The following is a 16,429-nucleotide window of genomic DNA, read 5'->3' as shown; positions in this document are numbered from 1 at the left end:
ATCATAATCCTCAGCACGCCGTCCACATAAGATGACGCTTAGCCAATGATAAAACATGGCATTGTCTTCGCTTAAGCACCTTTATATCGATGATAGCTTTTTATGTTAATTAAACCTACCAACTGGTAGGTAGTATTACTGCAAAGTTACATCCTGCAGGAGTGAATGATGCGTGAATTAACCCTTTACAATGAAGATAATTTTAGAGAAATCGAGAGGCATGAAGGAGTTGCTGTGGTGCGCTTCTCTGCCCCCTGGTGCCCACCTTGCCAGATGAGTGAAGACATTTTTAACCATTTTGCCGAGCAGATTGAAAGCGACGTCAAAGTCGGCAAAGTGAATGTGGATCTGGCACCGGTGCTGACCACCAAATATGAAATTTGGGGCCTGCCGTCCGTACTGATGTTCAAGGATGGGCAGTTGGTCCAGCGTATACCGGGTGTTAAATCGGCAGGGTTTTATCAGCAAGCATTGTCAGAGCTGAAAAAAGGGCAGTAATGCCCTTTTATCTATGTTTAAAAAAGTCTCTTAGCGGTCTGATGCCTCATCGGCAAGCGGTTACCCCTCGTTCAGAGTGATAACCGCTTTGTTATAAAATAACCGACCAGTCTGCTTAGCGTTATTTATTGCGTTGGAAGGCCGGCATCAACGCTTTGTTATGTTCGATCACTTCATCCAATGCATTTTCAAGCAGTTGGCCGCTTTTGACCAGGGGATTAATAACCAGAGCGCGCCATGCCGTATACCGATTGCCACTGATGGCCGCCTCAATGGTTAATTGCTCAAAGCTTTTCATCAATTGAATCAGACGAAGTACATCTTCCGGGAAAGGTTCGACATTCAGTGGTATCGGTCCTGAACGGGTGATCATTGAACTGACCTCAACCGCACAGTCATCCGGCAGGCCCGCAATCGCACCATCGTTTCGCGTATTGACATGCATGATGATGCGTTTGTCGTTATATATTGCGCTCATCAATTCACATGCCGCATCCGAATAGTACTGCCCTCCCCGACCTTCCAGCGCTTTCGGTTTCTCGGCGAGTTCCGGGTTTCGATAAATTTCGAATAGTTCTCTTTCGAGCTCCTTTACGATCTCACCACGAGTCCCTTCCCCTTGTGCTTCGCCAAGCTCCTGACGGTACATGTCGTCGCTCATGTAGTAATAACGCAGGTAGGGGCAAGGTATCATTCCCATATTCGCCAACAACCGATCCGGCCATTTGAAAGGAGGAATATTTTTAGGCACCAAAGGATCATTCCCCTCTGAAATCAGCTCAATAACCTGAGGCAGCTTATCCTTACCTTCATGAAAAATATGGCGCGCAAAAATGAAGTGATTAAGTCCCGCGACCTGTATGATAAATTCATTGATGTCACTGACACCTAAAGCACTGGCAATACCTTTTTGCATGATAACAGGCACATTGCACAGCCCTACGGTTTTGACTTTGCTGTATTTCAGTATCGCTTCAGTGACCATTCCCGACGGGTTGGTAAAGTTCAGCAACCAGGCATCCGGGCACAGTTGTTCCATTTCTTTCGCTATAGCCAATGCAATCGGGATAGTGCGGCATGCATTGGCAAACCCACCCAGCCCATTGGTTTCCTGACCGATCATGTCGTATTTCAGCGATATCCTTTCGTCGCTGATCCGTGCTTCCAGGCAGCCGGCCCTGAACTGAGAACAAACAAAATCGGCACCGAGCAGTGCTTCTGTGCGGTCAAGGGTTTCATAAACCGGTATATCCAGCCCATTTTTTTCCAGCATCCGTCGGGTGAGGCCAGCAATGATCGCCATTTTTTCACGGCCATCCTCAATATCAACCAGCCATAACTCGCGGATCGGAAATTCATTTTGACGCTTGATAATGCCTTCCATCAGTTCAGGTGTGTAGCTTGAACCCGCTCCAATAACCACTAACTTAAGACCCTTCATTAGATATTCCCCTCATCGTTGTTGTCAGGACGTCTGTTGGGCCAATTAAAGAGGACAAGGGGCTTAGTGGACAAACGATCAATTCTGGGATATGCATTACTGTAAATAATGCATAAGAAAAATTAAGAAGGAAAATGATGAATGCTCGCTCAACAGAACATACTGGCACTATTGCATACGTTTGAAACGGCAGCACTGCATATGAGCTTTACTAAGGCGGCGACTACCCTCAATCTGACGCAAGGGGCCGTTAGCCAACGCATTCGTTCTCTTGAATCCATGCTCGGATTCAGACTATTTATCAGAATGACCAGAAAGCTTCAGTTGACCGATGAAGGGGAGCGTTTACTTGGCGTACTCGCGTTTTCACTTAAACGCATCAGTGATGAAATAGAAGATATTCGCGTGCAGGGGCTGAGAGGAACCTTGTCTGTCGGCCTTCCACCTACCTTCGCTTTTCTCTGGCTGATGCCGCGCTTACCGGTATTTACCGAACGGTGGCCGGGGCTGAATATCAATTTCAGAGTGAGAGCCGGTCTGGTAGATTTTAATCTTGAACGGGTAGATGTCGCTATCTACTACAGTAATCTAAAATACCCCGATCTCTACTGCGAACGGTTATCTGAAGAGACGCTGGTTCCCGTCTGTATTCCATCTCTTGCAAAAAAAATCAGGCAAGCAAACAATTGGTTAGCTGAAGTCCCATTCATTCATACGTCTGAATCCGTTGACTCCCAGAATGTTTTTTCCGAATGGCGAGAATGGTGCAGGGAGTCTGGCAAAAACCTGCCTGTTGAAGATAATTTTTTGAGCTTCAACAATTGTCAGATGTCTATTGAAGCGGCACTCAATGGCGGCGGTATCATCATGGGCAGAAAACGACTCATTCGACATTACCTCGATGAGGGCCGACTGATTGCCCCTTTTGAAATAGAAATACCCGCCGGGCGAGGATATGACCTCATTATGCCACGAGAAAACCTTAACCGACCGGGCGTTCAGGCTTTGGCCGAATGGGTAAGAAATGTGTTTAACGAGGAATAAAGTCTGTTTTCGTTCTGATAAAGGGCAATGTAAGCCATATCAGACCTAATGCCAGAGAGCATGATGAAAATGTATGTCAGAGCTGAAAAAAGGGCAGTAATGCCCTTTTATATTTTCAACGCGATAACTATTGCGCTTTCAGTTGCTTAATCGCATCCAGCGTACGTGCGGAATAGACAACGGCAGCGCCTGCATTCAGGTTGATTGCCACACCCAGGGCTTCAGCAATTTCTTCTTCTGTGGCGCCAGCTTTAACGGCAGCTTCGGCATGGACGGCGATGCAACCATCACAGCGAGTCGTCACCGCACAAGCCAGTGCAATCAGTTCACGCACTTTCGCGCCCAGGAGGTTGGTCTTATTGCCGGCGTTGCCCAAAGCCATGACGCCTTTTAGTGTTTCCGGGGTCAACTTACCCAGATCACCAACACGTTGCATCACTTCTGAGCGGTATTCATTCCAATCTAACATGGGGTCATCTCCAGAATTATTTTCTTTTAACAATCATTAGGATCTGTTCAAGCGTATCGTTGAAAAGCTCAGGCTTATTAATCGCCCGGGAAACAACGCTAGCGCCCTCGCATAAATTCAAAATAAGCAGAGCCATTTTTGATGGCAGCAGGTCAGCAGTCAGCTCCCCTGCATCAACACCACGGCTGACAATCTTGGTCAACCAGGCAATCTGCATATCGAAATATTCGGTCGCCTGTACTCTGATATTCGGTGGCAGATTGGCCATTTCCGAAGACAAAGCACAGCACAGCGGCATACGCGACGTGCGATAGCTTTCGATGAAAAGCTCTACATAGGCGGTAAGCATCTGCGCAACCGTATTCTCCGTCGCTTCAATCTGTTCAAATCGGTTTTTGGTATCGGTATGGGCCTGAATCACCACTTGTTCGCCCAAAACGTCTTTTGTTGGGAAGTGGTGATGAATACTGGCCTTGGTGATACCAATGCTCTTTGACAAATCAGCATAGCTGAATGCAGAGTAACCCCGTTCGCGCATCAGATGGTCCGCTTCATTCAGAAGCCTTTCTCGTGTCATGACTGACATATAATCCTCACAATTATAATCTACTAGTTGGTAGATATTATCTGCGCCTGTTGTTCCCTGCAAGGGGACATCAGTTCACAACAGCGATTTAACCTTCTCTGATAACGCGTTTTGGTCGGGGTTAATAGCCATCAGGCATTTCCCTCTCTGAGGTTTACCTACACCAACCGGGTATCAATACTGACCGGGTTCGCCAACGTATCGTGGATCGGCGAGCTTTCTGGCAGTGCACGAACCATTTCTTCAAGCTGTTCACGGCTGGCGGTCGGACTGGAGAGCTTAACGCCAACACGGATCGCTTTCGCCCCGTTGCGAACTTTTTCGTCAAGACCCAGGAAACCGTTCAGATTAATGTCGAAGTTCAGGTCAAGTTCAATACCATCAAGCTCAATGCCCTTTTCTGCCGCCATCACAGTCAGAGTCGCGGTATAACAGCCGGCAAGTGCCTGCAAAATGTACTCAGCTGGGCCCATACCGCTATCAGTACCCGATAAATCAGCAGGTTCATCGCCAACATTAGCAAATTTTCCGGAGCGACTGGTATCAACCTGGCCGTTCTGGATAGTCGCATGAGTTTCCACACGGACGGATACCCCACCGTTGGATTTACTCTTCATGTTAAAGGTGAGATTGCCCAGCTCTGGCTGCTGGCGAATAGCTTCTCGTGTACCGCGAATAACATTAGCGTCAGCAAAAGGTTTTTTTGAATTAGTCATGACAACTCCTGAAGTGTCGAGTGATCTCAAAGATAAGGTTGGTGCCAAACGCAATCAACCTACTAGATGGTAGATTACTTTAAGATTGAGGTGTTGTCTACCACTATGGGGGCAACTTCTTAAGATAGAGCTACAAACAGGGACGTAAACGCTGCGATATCTACATTATGCGATGTATCGTGCTGACGTCCGAGTTCGGCATCTTGCTAAGCATCTTAATCGCTTGTGAGCTATGACCTCCTGACGGCATAGAATCTATGCATCTTTAACAGTACCCAAGTATAGAAGCATAGTTTTCAGTAATTATTGAGTATGAAGGACTGATCAAAAGAAACAATATAGGCAATCATCATAAAAGTTATTTCTCTCGTACTAAATAACCGTTATAGACTGAAATCACAGAACGATTGACCGAAGTGAAATCAACATTCAGCAATTCAATTAGCGGGGGAGCGACCATATGGAAATCCACAACCGGACTCCAAATGTATATGACTTGCTTGAAATAAACAAAATTCTACTTTCAACTTCAAATAATGGTGAGTCATTTGAGAAAGACTTACATCTCAATGGATTCATAGAAAAACCATGGGGATATGAGTATAGAGTTTATTGTGATTCTATTTTTGATGTATGGCGCCTTCATATATCAAAGAATCAATCCACGTCAATGCATTGTCATATACTCAAAGACACCGTCCTTATATGCCTACATGGTGATGGCGAGACCAGATTTCTTGATGGTACACATCAGGCGTTAAAATCTGGGGACAGCATATATATTGCAAAAGGTGTATTCCATCAGACTATTTCGGGAAAATCAGGCATCGAATTAATCGAAGTTGAAAATCCAAGAAACAAATTCGACTTACTCAGACTTAAAGATAATTATGGCCGGCAAAATATGGCATATGAAAAGAAATCACAGGAACATGATCTTTTACCTCCTTTGCAACAGATAGCTGCAGGCACATTGATCAGAGAACATGACCTACACAAATTAGCATACTTTTCCGTCAAAAATCTTGATAGAAAAATGTTGAATGACGAGGATGATTTTATTTTTATTTCATTAGATGTAAAAAGCCATCTAATGGGAAAGATCCATATCCTACGAGCTAAAGATGCCATCTCAGAAATGTACTGTGGTCAGAATGTATTTTTAATTAACGTCCCGTAACGCAATAAGAAGGAAAATAACATGTCTAATCCGACACGAGTAGTGATAATCACTGGTCCAGGTTTTCAGGATCACGATGTAGTTTATACTTACTATCGTTCTAAAGAGGAAGGATACGATATATCTATTGCAACAAAGGATGGAAGTGCAGTGACAGGGAAATATGGCATCACTGTTCCTATGGATAAAAGATCCAAAGACAATATTAATTTTGATCAACTCAACGCCACTGATTTTGATGCTGTTATTCTCACTGGCGGTCATGAAGCGCCTGATAGAGTTCGCCAAGATCAGAGAGTTAAAGATTTTCTAAAGCAGATGGTAATACAGGGGAAAGTTGTGGCTGGGCTCTGCCATGGTCCCTGGATTATGATTTCTGCCGGTATTCTAAGAGACAAACTCACCTGCGCTTATGTTGGTCTGAAAGACGATATGGTTAATTCCGGCGCCCATGTAATTGAAGCAGATGTAGTTGTCGACGGGAATATCATAACTTGCTCCTATTATGCTGAATGTGGAAAATTTATGCGTCAGACATTCGATGCAATAGATAGATGGAAGCGCGGCGAAACTCTTAAAGAACCGCTGGTGGTATAATTCGATGTTAATAGCAATGGATTTCGACGGGGTCGTGGTTGATGGAGTAGACGAATGCATGCTAATTACATGGAATGTATTACATGACAGACCTCTCAGTGATTTTAACCAAGATGTACTTCAAAACATCCCACGCCTGATGGCTAAACGATTCAGGAAATTAAGGAATTTTGTACGCCATGACGGTCACTTTATTGCCTCATTCACTGAATTTGGTAATGAAGCTATAGATAATGACAGATTCACTGCTATATATGAATCAATTCCAACTGAAGATAAGAAAATATTCAGGGATAAGTTCATCCATTATAGGAAGCTGGCAAGAAGTCTCTACCCTGATTTTTGGGCTGAACTACACCGTCCGCTATTGGATGTTTCAAATTTATTTGAAACAGCTAATGATATCTATATTGTATCAGGAAAGGATGAAGAGTCTATATTATACATTCTAAGTAAATATGGTTTAAACATACCCGCGAATAAAATATATGGGAGGATGACTGACAAAAACAAGACTCTTACCTTGCTAAAATCAATAGCCTTCGATAAAAACGAGGATATTCTATTTATTGATGACAATATCCAAAATGTTATTGATGCATTAGATCATGGCATTCAATCATTTTGGGCTAATTGGGGATACAACATCCCTGAGCATAAATTAATGGCACTTCAAAAAGGAATTAATGAATTAGATACCGAGGATCTCTTGAAATTAGTCAAGAAACCCTCTTAACGCAATATTATTTCAATTTTTTCTGTATGAGGAGTAATAACTCATGGCGAAAGAAATACTATGTGGTTTTGGAGTGGGTGTAGATGCCGTTGCAGGCTGGCTATCTTCTTATGGGGGAGAAGATTCTCCAAGCGATATATCTCGCGGTATGTTCGCTGGCGAAGTAGGTACTCCACGTCTTCTGAATCTATTTGACCAGTTTAATATCCCCACCACCTGGTTTATGCCTGGTCATTCCATCGAAACCTTTCCTCGGCAAATGGAAGCAGTTGTCAATGCTGGACATGAGGTAGGGGTTCATAATTACAGTCATGAAAACCCAATATCTATGTCGCCTGACCAAGAAAGAGAAGTCCTTCTAAAAGGCATTGACATGGTCACAAAATTAACAGGGAAGAGACCTACTGGGTATGTCGCTCCATGGTGGGAATTTTCTCCTGTAACCACAGATCTTCTATTAGAAAATGGCATCAAATATGACCATTCACTAATGCATCATGATCATCAGCCTTATTATGTCAGGAAAGGTGATTCCTGGACCAAGATAGATTATTCCAAGACACCGACCGAATGGATGAAACCGCTGGTACGCGGAGAAGAGACGGACCTTATTGAATTACCCGCCAGTTGGACAATCGACGATATTCCTCCTTTCATGTTCATGAAAACAAAACCCAACAGCCAAGGTTTCATGAATCCCAGGGACATCGAACAGTTGTGGAGAGATCAATTCGATTGGGTCTACCGTGAGCATGAATATGCGATCTTTACTTTTACGATTCACCCGGACGTATCTGGACGCCCGCACGTGTTAATGATGCTCGAACGCCTCTTAACTCATATGCTTGGTCATCGAGGGGTGAAATTCCTAAAATTGAATGACATTGCAGATGACTTTGCCAAGCGATCTCCACGGATAAAATAATGACACGGCAGCCGATAAGGCTGCCTGTTTTATGTATCTCAAACCATAAATCCGCTATTTTTTGATAGTTCGAGAATTCTGTCTCTTATTCCTGAAACGAGTGGGTTACGTAATGAGCTATCAATCCATACCAAATAGATTGAATTTATAGGGAGTCTCTCATGGACATTCACTTCAACGATCTGACCTCCTGCTATGCTTTGGGCGCATAAATACTCAGGCATCACAGTCCAACCAATATTTTCTCGGATCATTCTTTCTAAAATCCGCAAATCCGGTACAGTAATAGACGGACGAAGCAGTGCAAAAAATCGCGAAGAATCCTGGAAAACTTCCCTTATCAAGGGTAACTGTTCATCGTAAGCTATTAGAGGAAGCTTCAACAGCGTATCAATCACGTCCTCATTTTCTTTGAAGTTGTCTGCTATGAGTGACGCTACCACAACTATTAACTTTTCCATTCCAATTTCAGCATATCCAAATTTTTGTTTATCCGGCATAGAAGTTGTGAAACCTAGTTGACAACTTCCGTCCAGAAGACAGCTGTATATGCGCTTCCTATTTCCTGTCAAAACTTTAAATTTAATACCTTCATTGAATAATATTTTCACCAAGTACGGTAATTTTGACCACATTAATTCTGCTGGCCCGATGAAAGATACTGTCCCCGAGGACTTTCTTGTACGTGATCTAAGCATCGACAACTTCAGTTCAATCGTTTCTAAATCTGAAGCCACCAATCTCGCCAATTCCTCCCCATCCACTGTAGCCACCACACCATGTGAACGACGAGTAAAGAGAACACACCCGGTAAAAGCCTCAAGTGAATGAATGTGGGCAGACATTGCAGGCTGGCTTATGCCCAACCGCATTGCCGCTTTTGAAATCGAACCAGCTTTGTATACTTCAACAAAACTTCGTAACTGAACCAGATAGCTCATACTGCGCATCCTTAAGAGCCTGAAGCTCTCCGATTACGACATAAAATCGAAAGCCTGCACAGTATTATGTTATAAACATGTTCCGTTAATGCTTCTATACATATTAACTTATTTTAACAATTAAAGGATTTTATAGGGCAAGGATAGAACATATCAAGATAACCCATTGATATACCTATATTTTACGTGCGTTATACTGGTTGGCATTAAGGTTTCAAGCATGCCATGAGATTCGGATTGGCGTGTTGTCTTCTATTACATTCTCTGGGGAGTGATAGTCGCTAAACCTTTAAATTGACTAAACAATCATTGTATTTTTATCTATTAACGTTGACGACCTCAACTCAAATCGAGTTATCACAAATTCCGTTGGTCAGCGAAGCGGTTAGCTTCTTTTAGACCGGTTCGGACTACCTCTCGGAACATTAATCATCATCCCATGGTGCCCGTTTCCATTTTTCAGTCATGAAATCAATAAATACACTTAGCCTACGGGGTATTGGTTCTCGCCGCGCCCGGACAACACTGATCTGAGATGTGTTTGCTTCCCAATCAGGCAGAACTCGGCAAAGTTTCCCAGCTCTCAATTCATCATGAATATCCCAAGTTTCTCGAAGAGATATGCCAAGCCCCGCCAAACTCCAGGCATGCAATACGTCTCCGTTGTCACTGATAAGGTTGCCAGTAACGCTGATGCTTCTTTCATGACCGGCTTTACGTAACGTCCATGAATTGTGTAAAAAACCCGGGTAAGCGAATACTAAGCAGTTGTGATTTAAAAGATCTTCTGGCCGCTCAATGGGTGGATGATTCTTCAGATATTCGGACGATGCGATGAGAATACGTCTATTATTTGCTATTTTTCTGGCCAGAAGGCGAGAATCAGCCAGATCCCCCATACGAATAGCCAGATCGAAATCACCACTGTAAAGATCCTGGATTTGGTCAGATAACCTTAAATCAAAGCCCACCCTCGGATGTACTTGGCAGAATGCAGCGATCGCAGGAGCAACATATTTTCGGCCAAACGGTGCGGGCGCAGTCAAACGAATATTTCCGCTTAACTCCTCACTATCCCCTCGGGAAAGTTCCTTCATCTCATCCAGAACGGCCAACGCTACGCGAGCCCTCTCAGCTATAGCTCTGCCCTCGTCTGTAATACGTAGATTACGGGTGTTTCTTTCAAAAAGTGTAGTGCCAAGTGCAGTTTCCAGCCTGGCTATCTGCTTGCTCACCATCTTGGGGAGTATCTGTAGGTCTCGTGCTGCGGCAGAGAAATTGTTTCTGTCGACGACGTGTAAAAACACTTCAAGGTCGTCATTTCTCAAGTTTATTTTGTTCATTTTGGGGTAAGTGTTTGTCCGTTTAGGTCTATTTAAAGGATAAATAGATTGTTCCACAATAAGACTCAATATGACAAGTCTGTTATGTCGCATGCAGTCAGAAGAATTTTGCTTTAAGTCCCCCCATATAGAGGAAGTTAAAATGCCCAAACGTATCCTGTTTGTATTGACCAGCCATGACCGTAAAGGTCAAGCCGAGAGTAAAGATGCCGCACCCAGTGGTTTCTATCTTTCTGAGGTGTCTCACCCCTACGATGTACTCACAAAAGAAGGATATGAAATTGATTTCGTGAGTCCCAAGGGAGGCAAGACACATGTTGACGGTTTAGACCTCAGCGATCCGGTTAACGCCTCCTTTTGGAATAATGATTCCTTACGCGAGGCAACTAAAACCACATTAAAACCCTCGCAGATTGATCCTGACGTCTATGACGCCGTCTACTATGCAGGAGGGCATGCGACGATGTGGGATCTCCCTGACAATATAGAGTTGGCGGGTGTTTCATCACGAATTTATGAAAAGGGTGGCGTTGTCGCTGCGGTTTGTCATGGCCCCGCCGGATTGGTGAATATTCGGCTTTCCGATAATGAATATCTGGTTGCGGGCAAAAAGGTGTCAGCTTTTACCAACGATGAAGAACGTGCTGTAGGGTTGTACGCCATTGTTCCATTCTTACTTGAAGACACGCTGAAGCAAAGAGGTGCTGAGCATCTTGCAGCCGCAAATTTTCAGCCACAGGTGATTGTCAGCGAGAGATTAGTGACCGGACAGAATCCCGCTTCCGCAAAAGGAGTCGCTGAGGCAATGCTGCCTTTGTTGGCTTCTATTGAAAATAGAAGAGCCTGAGTTATGAAAGAACGCATGCCTTTTGTTATATATGTCTTTGCACTCTGCGCTTTTGCTTTGGGATTCACTGAATTTGTCACGATCGGCTTAGTTTCCAGGATATCAGCTGATCTAAACGTCAGTGTCAGTCATGTAGGTACAGCGGTGACAGCCTACGCCCTCGGTGCCGTAATTGGTGCTCCGGGATTAACTGCGTTGGCAACACGATGGCCTCGTAAAAGATTATTACTTGTTGCTATGGGCCTGTTTACAGTTGGCAATGGTATCGTCGGTGCGTCTGAGTCCCTAACGCCTATGTTGATTGCACGATTTGCTTCCGGTTTAGGGCACGGAGTGTTTCTTGCTGTTGCTTCAAGTGTGGCAACCCAACTGGCTGGGCGACATCGTGCTGGCGCCGCTGTTTCGGTCGTTTTTGGCGGTCTTACAATTGCGTTGGCATTAGGCGTACCACTTGGTACCTACATCGGTAGTCTGTTGAGTTGGCAGTCTATATTCATGGCAGTAACGGCAAGTGGAGCGATCGGTTTCATTGGATTGGCAATGCTGATGCCCACGGATCAAAATGATCCCTCCTTGCAAGCAAATGCCATGGACGGTTTAAAAGCCATGTTCAACCCACTACTGCTTGCGGGAGCAGGAATTACAGTTTTGGCCTATGCAGGATCTTTTGCCCTGTATACGTATATTTCCCCGATTCTACTTCAGGTAACGCATGTAGACGAGCGTACGAGTAGTTTGCTTATGTTGGTCTACGGCGTGATGGCCGCTATCGGGAATGTCTGGGGTGGTCGCCTGACTGACAAGCAAGGTGCAGATCGTGCCGTGATGACAATTCTTATTGGTCTGGCGATCGTCCTCTTTGCTATGTGGTTCTCTGTCTCATCCTTAATGTTAATGGCACTGTTTATTGGGTTGCTTGGAGCATTGACATACGCAGCGGTCCCCTCAATGCAAGCAAGAGTGATAGGGCTATCTCACATACATGCACCTGAAGCTCCAGCTGTGGCAGCAGGACTGAATATTGCCGGTTTTAACGGAGGAATTGCATTAGGGTCGCTATTGGGGGGGGTAGCACTGGATGTTACTGGTCTTACAAGCCCTACTTGGGTTGGAGGCGGAGTAGTAATCGTTGGTATTTTATGGATGTTATTACAAATAAATTCTAATAAAAGACGCACCACCTCCGATTACTCCTGATAGTACACATAGCATTTAAAATGGCTCAGTGAACACCAAATCACTGAGCCATTTTATTTTACCTCTTTGAAAAATGTCACAACCAAACATAGGTTATTTTTTATTTTATAAAATCAGCCCATGTCATTCTGATCTATTTCATATCAATCAGAATTTTAAACATCTTTCAAAAACACAGCGAAATTCATCAGCAATATCATTGTGTGAAAGGAGATGTATTATGTCAGACAATCCAACTTGCCTAAACATTAGAGATGGAATTCCAGACTGGATAACTATAAGGGAGGCGGTAAGACTTCTCAATGCATTGAATGGGTGTAAAATAAGAAAAAGTGATTTTTATCGATTTGCTCTGCAAGGGAAAATTCGGTTTTCAATATATTTTCAATCCCCAGTAATATTGAGGAAAATTAAATCACGAAATCATAAATTAAAGCTAAGACCAATAAAAAACTCGTCAACGATGAAATCATTCATGCCTGCCGAAAGTTCCTTTGTCAACGAGAACAATTTAACTTTCAGTACTGAAGGAAGATATATCCACCCTGTACAAAGAGTCATTGACACAACATTACTCGGCTATGAATATGTCCTTATACAGCGTTTACTTGCACATTCATTAAAGATACCATCACCTGTAACAGGAGCAAAGTCGAATAATTATGGTATTACCGTCTGTTTATTGGGGGAATCGTTTCAACTTTTCGAAAAGATGACATGGCATGAAAGAATCGAACGACACGTAAAAAGGCTACCTAAAGATATTTCATCAGATGATTACGAAGATATAATACTAAACGCTACAAAGAAAGATTCGCATAAATATTATTTTCCTATGCATGAATTACCGAGTGATGCCTGCTTTGTCCTCAGAAAAAGTGAACTTGATAAGTTGATCAACAAACCGATCGAAAAAGAAATACTTCAACCGTCTCCAACTCGGATATCCACCCCTCTATCACGCCTCTTCTGGCTTGCCTGCAAAAATAATGAAACTATCAGTCCGTTAATCATGCAACCGTATAAACTACTGTCCATTTTTGAACAATGGGCATCTGAGGAAGGCATTACCGATCGATTCAGTGGCGACACGCTCAAGACTGCGCTTGAGCGCGGCTCGCCCCCTTCCCTGCCAACACAAAAGTAAGATGATGCCCTTCGCTATGAAAACCCGTATTAAGGATTGTATTTCCCGTAATACGGGCTAATCAACTTTCTCCACACCACGACTTTGTGTTGTCGTGTTATCTCCCGGCTAGCGCTATATCTGCCACAGGAGAATAACGTGACATCTCATCAGTTATTACGTCTGAAACAGGTTGAGGAAAAAACGGGCCTGAAGCGCTCTCAAATCTATCTGTATATGAAAGACGGCACCTTCCCCCGCTCAATCAAGATTGGCCCGGCCAGTGTCGCCTGGCTCGAATCGGAAATTGACGAATGGATCAATATTAAATTAGTCCGCCGCTCAATAGGCTGAAGGGAGAAAATACCATGATTATCCCATCACTTAATTACGCCGTATTAACCGATGCCCTGCATGCATTGAAGGATGGCAACATTCGTTACTGTGAATCGCTAGGATTCACTTTCGACGAAATGAATGCCCTCAACCAATTATCACTGGACGAGCTGTTTATCCTCAGTCGGGAGTCTGCGCAGTTTTTGGCTGTGACGGTTCATCACGACGCATTACACCTGCTTCTGGCTAAATCCCGTGAGGAGGTTCTGCAGCAGCAACGTATCAATCATGCCATCCGGCTCGGCGGGTCAATTGCGCTCCTCAATAAGTATTTTGGCCTCACCTCCAACGAAGTTTGCCTTCGTCGCCGGTTACTGGGCGTCCGTGTGCCTTATGGCCGGACGCCAGAACCGGACGAAGAGACGGATGCGGCCATCTGGCGGCAATGGCAACAATGCCGGGTGGCCAACCTGGAATCGACCGATGCGTTGGCCGCCATGATGCAGGTAACGCAAACCCTGCTGGCGAAAGTCGAAGGGTTATCACTGACCATCGTCTGGAAGCGTATCGCACTTTGCGAACAGGAGGCGTCAGACCGGAGGGCCACACATGCCGGATGAGATCGACCGCGATCAGGAATTTAATGAGCAACGACTGGAGGAGATGATTGAACAGAGTCGTTTTAAGTCAGGGTCTACGCCATCATTATTCCATTGTCGTGTATGCGGTAAGCCCATTCCTGAAAAGCGACGGCAGGCGCTGCCGGGCATAACTACCTGCACGGAATGTCAGGAAAAACTTGAACGTCGAAGACGTTAATAATGGTCACAGAGACATGCAGGAATATTTCCCCTGCATGTCTCTATCATTAACTATGAATACACAGTCGTCTTTATTATATATTTCACTTCCTTTTATTTCTCGCAGAGTTTACCCCCTCCACCGCTAATTTATCTCTCTCATTTTAACTTTGAATTTATCGTTTATATGCCGCCCCGGATATCTGATCATAAAAACGTCATTACAGAATGGTTGCCCGAATGGTCGTTAATTTTCCCAGATCGGGTATTGCTCTTTAAAAATAAGGTTCGGGCTGTCACATAACCACAATTCAGGGTGCCGCTGAATGTTCTCGCTGACCCGTTAAAACCGGAATGCAGAATTGGGATGTGACATTTATTTAACTCATCGTTTTTTTATTAGAGGAGGCCACATGCGAAAACCTATTTATCACGTATTTGTCACCCAGGAAAGTCAGCCCGACCCACAGGGTGAAAAAAACACCTGGTGGACGAAAGTCGGCGTGGCTTTTGCCCATCACGGTAAACCCGGCCTGAACGTGGTACTGATACCCGGCATTGCCGTTTCCGGAAAGCTGGTGCTCCTTGAGCCCAGGGATGACGGCGAGGCGACACAGGATACTCAGGCCATTTAACCGCCCTTATCCCTTTTCCCGGCCCTGTGCCGTCTGATGGCGGTACGCGTTGCCCGGTTTATCGTTCCGAGGCCACCATGCTTTCCCCCACCGTATTTCTGGCGGCGGCCATGCAGTGCGCCGCCAGCGTTCACCCGTCTACGGCACTCGATGTGGCGCGGGTCGAATCCGGTTTGAATCCGTATGCCATCGCTGAAATTCTGCCCGGTGGCAAAGGTGTGATTTCACATTTCCCCGCCAGCAGGAATGAGGCCCTCAGCCTCACCGGGCGGCTGGCGGCACAGGGCCGACGCTATTCGGTCGGGCTGATGCAAATCACCAGCACCAATTTCCGCCATTACGGCGTGAGCGCCCGCGACCTTCTTGACCCCTGTACCAACCTGTCCGTCTTTGAGCGCATCCTCACCGACTGCTACCGCCGCGGCGGTTCCCTCAAGCGTGCGCTCAGTTGCTACTACTCGGGAAATTTCACGACCGGCCAACAGCCGGAATCCGCGTTTAACCACACCAGCTACATCCAGCGCATCGGCTACGCCGTACCGTCAACGCGGGAAGACCGGCAGCGACCTCCCGCCGAAAAGCTCGTGCCGGAAATCCATTATCCCACCGCCGTCATGCGTGGCGAGCTTACCGATAACGCCACGCCAGTTCTGACATCCCTGCGCTACCCCAACGCCGTGATACGCGGCGCGTTACCCATCCCCGGCCCCCAGGAGGAACAATGATGAAACGAAAACAGACTGACTGGCCCGTCCTCACGTCCTTGCTAATGGCAAACCCGGTGCTGGCAGCAGACAGCGGGTTTAATAAAGCCAATGAGACGCTGAGCAACACCTCTACCGGCCTGCTCGGGCTGGCCGCCGTCACCATCACGCTGGCCACCATGTGGGTGGGATACAAAGTCTTATTTGACGGCAAGAGCCTGCATGACATGCGCAACGTCATCATTGGCGCAATCCTTATCGTCGGTGCGTCAGGTTTCGGTGCCTACTGGGCGTCATAAGGGAGGCAA

Annotated in this window: 21 protein-coding genes; 15 read left to right on the top strand and 6 right to left on the bottom strand. The window is 45.3% G+C overall.

Translation table 11 applies throughout. The features are described 5' to 3' along the window. Nucleotides 1-168 precede the first annotated feature (168 nt). Nucleotides 169-498, top strand: coding sequence for a thioredoxin domain-containing protein (locus ABLU88_RS03255; protein ID WP_015697014.1), 330 nt, complete (start codon nucleotides 169-171; stop codon nucleotides 496-498). Between the two features lie 121 nt (nucleotides 499-619). Here ABLU88_RS03255 and ABLU88_RS03250 read toward each other — a convergent pair whose 3' ends face one another. Then, entirely contained in the window at nucleotides 620-1,939 is a 1,320-nt protein-coding gene (locus ABLU88_RS03250) for a 6-phospho-beta-glucosidase (protein ID WP_120150985.1), read from the bottom strand. A gap of 141 nt (nucleotides 1,940-2,080) precedes the next feature. Here ABLU88_RS03250 and ABLU88_RS03245 point away from each other — a divergent pair, with 141 nt between their 5' ends. Then, nucleotides 2,081-2,983 (top strand): LysR substrate-binding domain-containing protein, encoded by a 903-nt coding sequence (locus ABLU88_RS03245; protein ID WP_159214472.1) that lies wholly within the window; start codon nucleotides 2,081-2,083, stop codon nucleotides 2,981-2,983. 127 nt (nucleotides 2,984-3,110) lie between these two features. Here ABLU88_RS03245 and ABLU88_RS03240 read toward each other — a convergent pair whose 3' ends face one another. The 3 genes from ABLU88_RS03240 to ABLU88_RS03230 form a co-directional block, all read right to left on the bottom strand. After that, complete coding sequence (locus ABLU88_RS03240) at nucleotides 3,111-3,452, bottom strand: carboxymuconolactone decarboxylase family protein (protein ID WP_032693558.1); 342 nt, start codon at nucleotides 3,450-3,452, stop codon at nucleotides 3,111-3,113. A 16-nt stretch (nucleotides 3,453-3,468) separates the two neighbouring features. Continuing rightward, entirely contained in the window at nucleotides 3,469-4,038 is a 570-nt protein-coding gene (locus ABLU88_RS03235; protein WP_024359925.1) for a TetR/AcrR family transcriptional regulator, read from the bottom strand. Between the two features lie 158 nt (nucleotides 4,039-4,196). After that, nucleotides 4,197-4,754, bottom strand: a complete 558-nt coding sequence (locus ABLU88_RS03230; protein WP_032693557.1) for an OsmC family protein — start codon at nucleotides 4,752-4,754, stop codon at nucleotides 4,197-4,199. Between the two features lie 460 nt (nucleotides 4,755-5,214). Here ABLU88_RS03230 and ABLU88_RS03225 point away from each other — a divergent pair, with 460 nt between their 5' ends. From ABLU88_RS03225 to ABLU88_RS03210, 4 genes are read left to right on the top strand one after another with little or no spacing between them, the layout of a single operon-like run. Then, the gene (locus ABLU88_RS03225) at nucleotides 5,215-5,934 is read left to right on the top strand and encodes a cupin domain-containing protein (RefSeq protein WP_024359926.1); all 720 of its coding nucleotides are present in this window, start codon (nucleotides 5,215-5,217) and stop codon (nucleotides 5,932-5,934) included. Nucleotides 5,935-5,955: 21 nt separating this feature from the next. Then, nucleotides 5,956-6,531, top strand: a complete 576-nt coding sequence (locus tag ABLU88_RS03220) for a DJ-1/PfpI family protein (protein WP_159214473.1) — start codon at nucleotides 5,956-5,958, stop codon at nucleotides 6,529-6,531. 4 nt (nucleotides 6,532-6,535) lie between these two features. Further along, entirely contained in the window at nucleotides 6,536-7,267 is a 732-nt protein-coding gene (locus ABLU88_RS03215; protein ID WP_024359928.1) for a hypothetical protein, read from the top strand. Between the two features lie 43 nt (nucleotides 7,268-7,310). Next, nucleotides 7,311-8,192 (top strand): polysaccharide deacetylase, encoded by an 882-nt coding sequence (locus ABLU88_RS03210; RefSeq protein WP_196588741.1) that lies wholly within the window; start codon nucleotides 7,311-7,313, stop codon nucleotides 8,190-8,192. 38 nt (nucleotides 8,193-8,230) lie between these two features. Here the strand turns inward: ABLU88_RS03210 and ABLU88_RS03205 are convergent, their stop codons facing one another. Together ABLU88_RS03205 and ABLU88_RS03200 are read right to left on the bottom strand one after the other, a co-directional pair. Next, on the bottom strand, nucleotides 8,231-9,133 hold the full coding sequence (locus tag ABLU88_RS03205) for a LysR family transcriptional regulator (protein WP_120150986.1): 903 nt from the start codon (nucleotides 9,131-9,133) through the stop codon (nucleotides 8,231-8,233). Between the two features lie 425 nt (nucleotides 9,134-9,558). Next, the gene (locus tag ABLU88_RS03200) at nucleotides 9,559-10,476 is read right to left on the bottom strand and encodes a LysR family transcriptional regulator (protein ID WP_032693554.1); all 918 of its coding nucleotides are present in this window, start codon (nucleotides 10,474-10,476) and stop codon (nucleotides 9,559-9,561) included. A 142-nt stretch (nucleotides 10,477-10,618) separates the two neighbouring features. Between ABLU88_RS03200 and ABLU88_RS03195 the strand changes: the two genes are divergently transcribed. From ABLU88_RS03195 to ABLU88_RS03155, 9 genes are all read left to right on the top strand, one after another. Further along, entirely contained in the window at nucleotides 10,619-11,323 is a 705-nt protein-coding gene (locus tag ABLU88_RS03195) for a type 1 glutamine amidotransferase domain-containing protein (RefSeq protein WP_120150987.1), read from the top strand. Nucleotides 11,324-11,326: 3 nt separating this feature from the next. Continuing rightward, the gene (locus tag ABLU88_RS03190; RefSeq protein ID WP_024359931.1) at nucleotides 11,327-12,520 is read left to right on the top strand and encodes an MFS transporter; all 1,194 of its coding nucleotides are present in this window, start codon (nucleotides 11,327-11,329) and stop codon (nucleotides 12,518-12,520) included. Between the two features lie 220 nt (nucleotides 12,521-12,740). After that, nucleotides 12,741-13,667, top strand: coding sequence for a hypothetical protein (locus tag ABLU88_RS03185; RefSeq protein ID WP_120150989.1), 927 nt, complete (start codon nucleotides 12,741-12,743; stop codon nucleotides 13,665-13,667). 138 nt (nucleotides 13,668-13,805) lie between these two features. After that, nucleotides 13,806-14,000 (top strand): AlpA family transcriptional regulator, encoded by a 195-nt coding sequence (locus ABLU88_RS03180; protein ID WP_009635172.1) that lies wholly within the window; start codon nucleotides 13,806-13,808, stop codon nucleotides 13,998-14,000. Nucleotides 14,001-14,014: 14 nt separating this feature from the next. Beyond that, the gene (locus tag ABLU88_RS03175) at nucleotides 14,015-14,602 is read left to right on the top strand and encodes a DUF2857 domain-containing protein (RefSeq protein WP_159214475.1); all 588 of its coding nucleotides are present in this window, start codon (nucleotides 14,015-14,017) and stop codon (nucleotides 14,600-14,602) included. Further along, nucleotides 14,592-14,801 carry a TraR/DksA family transcriptional regulator gene (locus ABLU88_RS03170; RefSeq protein WP_159214476.1) on the top strand — a complete coding sequence of 70 codons (210 nt, stop codon included), beginning with the start codon at nucleotides 14,592-14,594 and terminating at the stop codon, nucleotides 14,799-14,801. The genes ABLU88_RS03175 and ABLU88_RS03170 overlap by 11 nt, the downstream gene beginning before the upstream one ends. A gap of 394 nt (nucleotides 14,802-15,195) precedes the next feature. Next, nucleotides 15,196-15,417: a hypothetical protein gene (locus ABLU88_RS03165; protein WP_159214477.1), complete on the top strand. Its 222-nt coding sequence runs from the start codon at nucleotides 15,196-15,198 to the stop codon at nucleotides 15,415-15,417. Between the two features lie 77 nt (nucleotides 15,418-15,494). Further along, on the top strand, nucleotides 15,495-16,142 hold the full coding sequence (locus tag ABLU88_RS03160; RefSeq protein ID WP_159214478.1) for a lytic transglycosylase domain-containing protein: 648 nt from the start codon (nucleotides 15,495-15,497) through the stop codon (nucleotides 16,140-16,142). Continuing rightward, the gene (locus ABLU88_RS03155; protein WP_038423423.1) at nucleotides 16,142-16,420 is read left to right on the top strand and encodes a TrbC/VirB2 family protein; all 279 of its coding nucleotides are present in this window, start codon (nucleotides 16,142-16,144) and stop codon (nucleotides 16,418-16,420) included. The genes ABLU88_RS03160 and ABLU88_RS03155 overlap by 1 nt, the downstream gene beginning before the upstream one ends. The last annotated feature ends 9 nt before the right edge of the window (nucleotides 16,421-16,429 follow it).

This window comes from Klebsiella sp. GW_Kp182 (assembly GCF_040062275.1).
Lineage (GTDB): Bacteria > Pseudomonadota > Gammaproteobacteria > Enterobacterales > Enterobacteriaceae > Klebsiella > Klebsiella michiganensis.
This window is presented reverse-complemented; position numbering and strand designations above follow the sequence as displayed.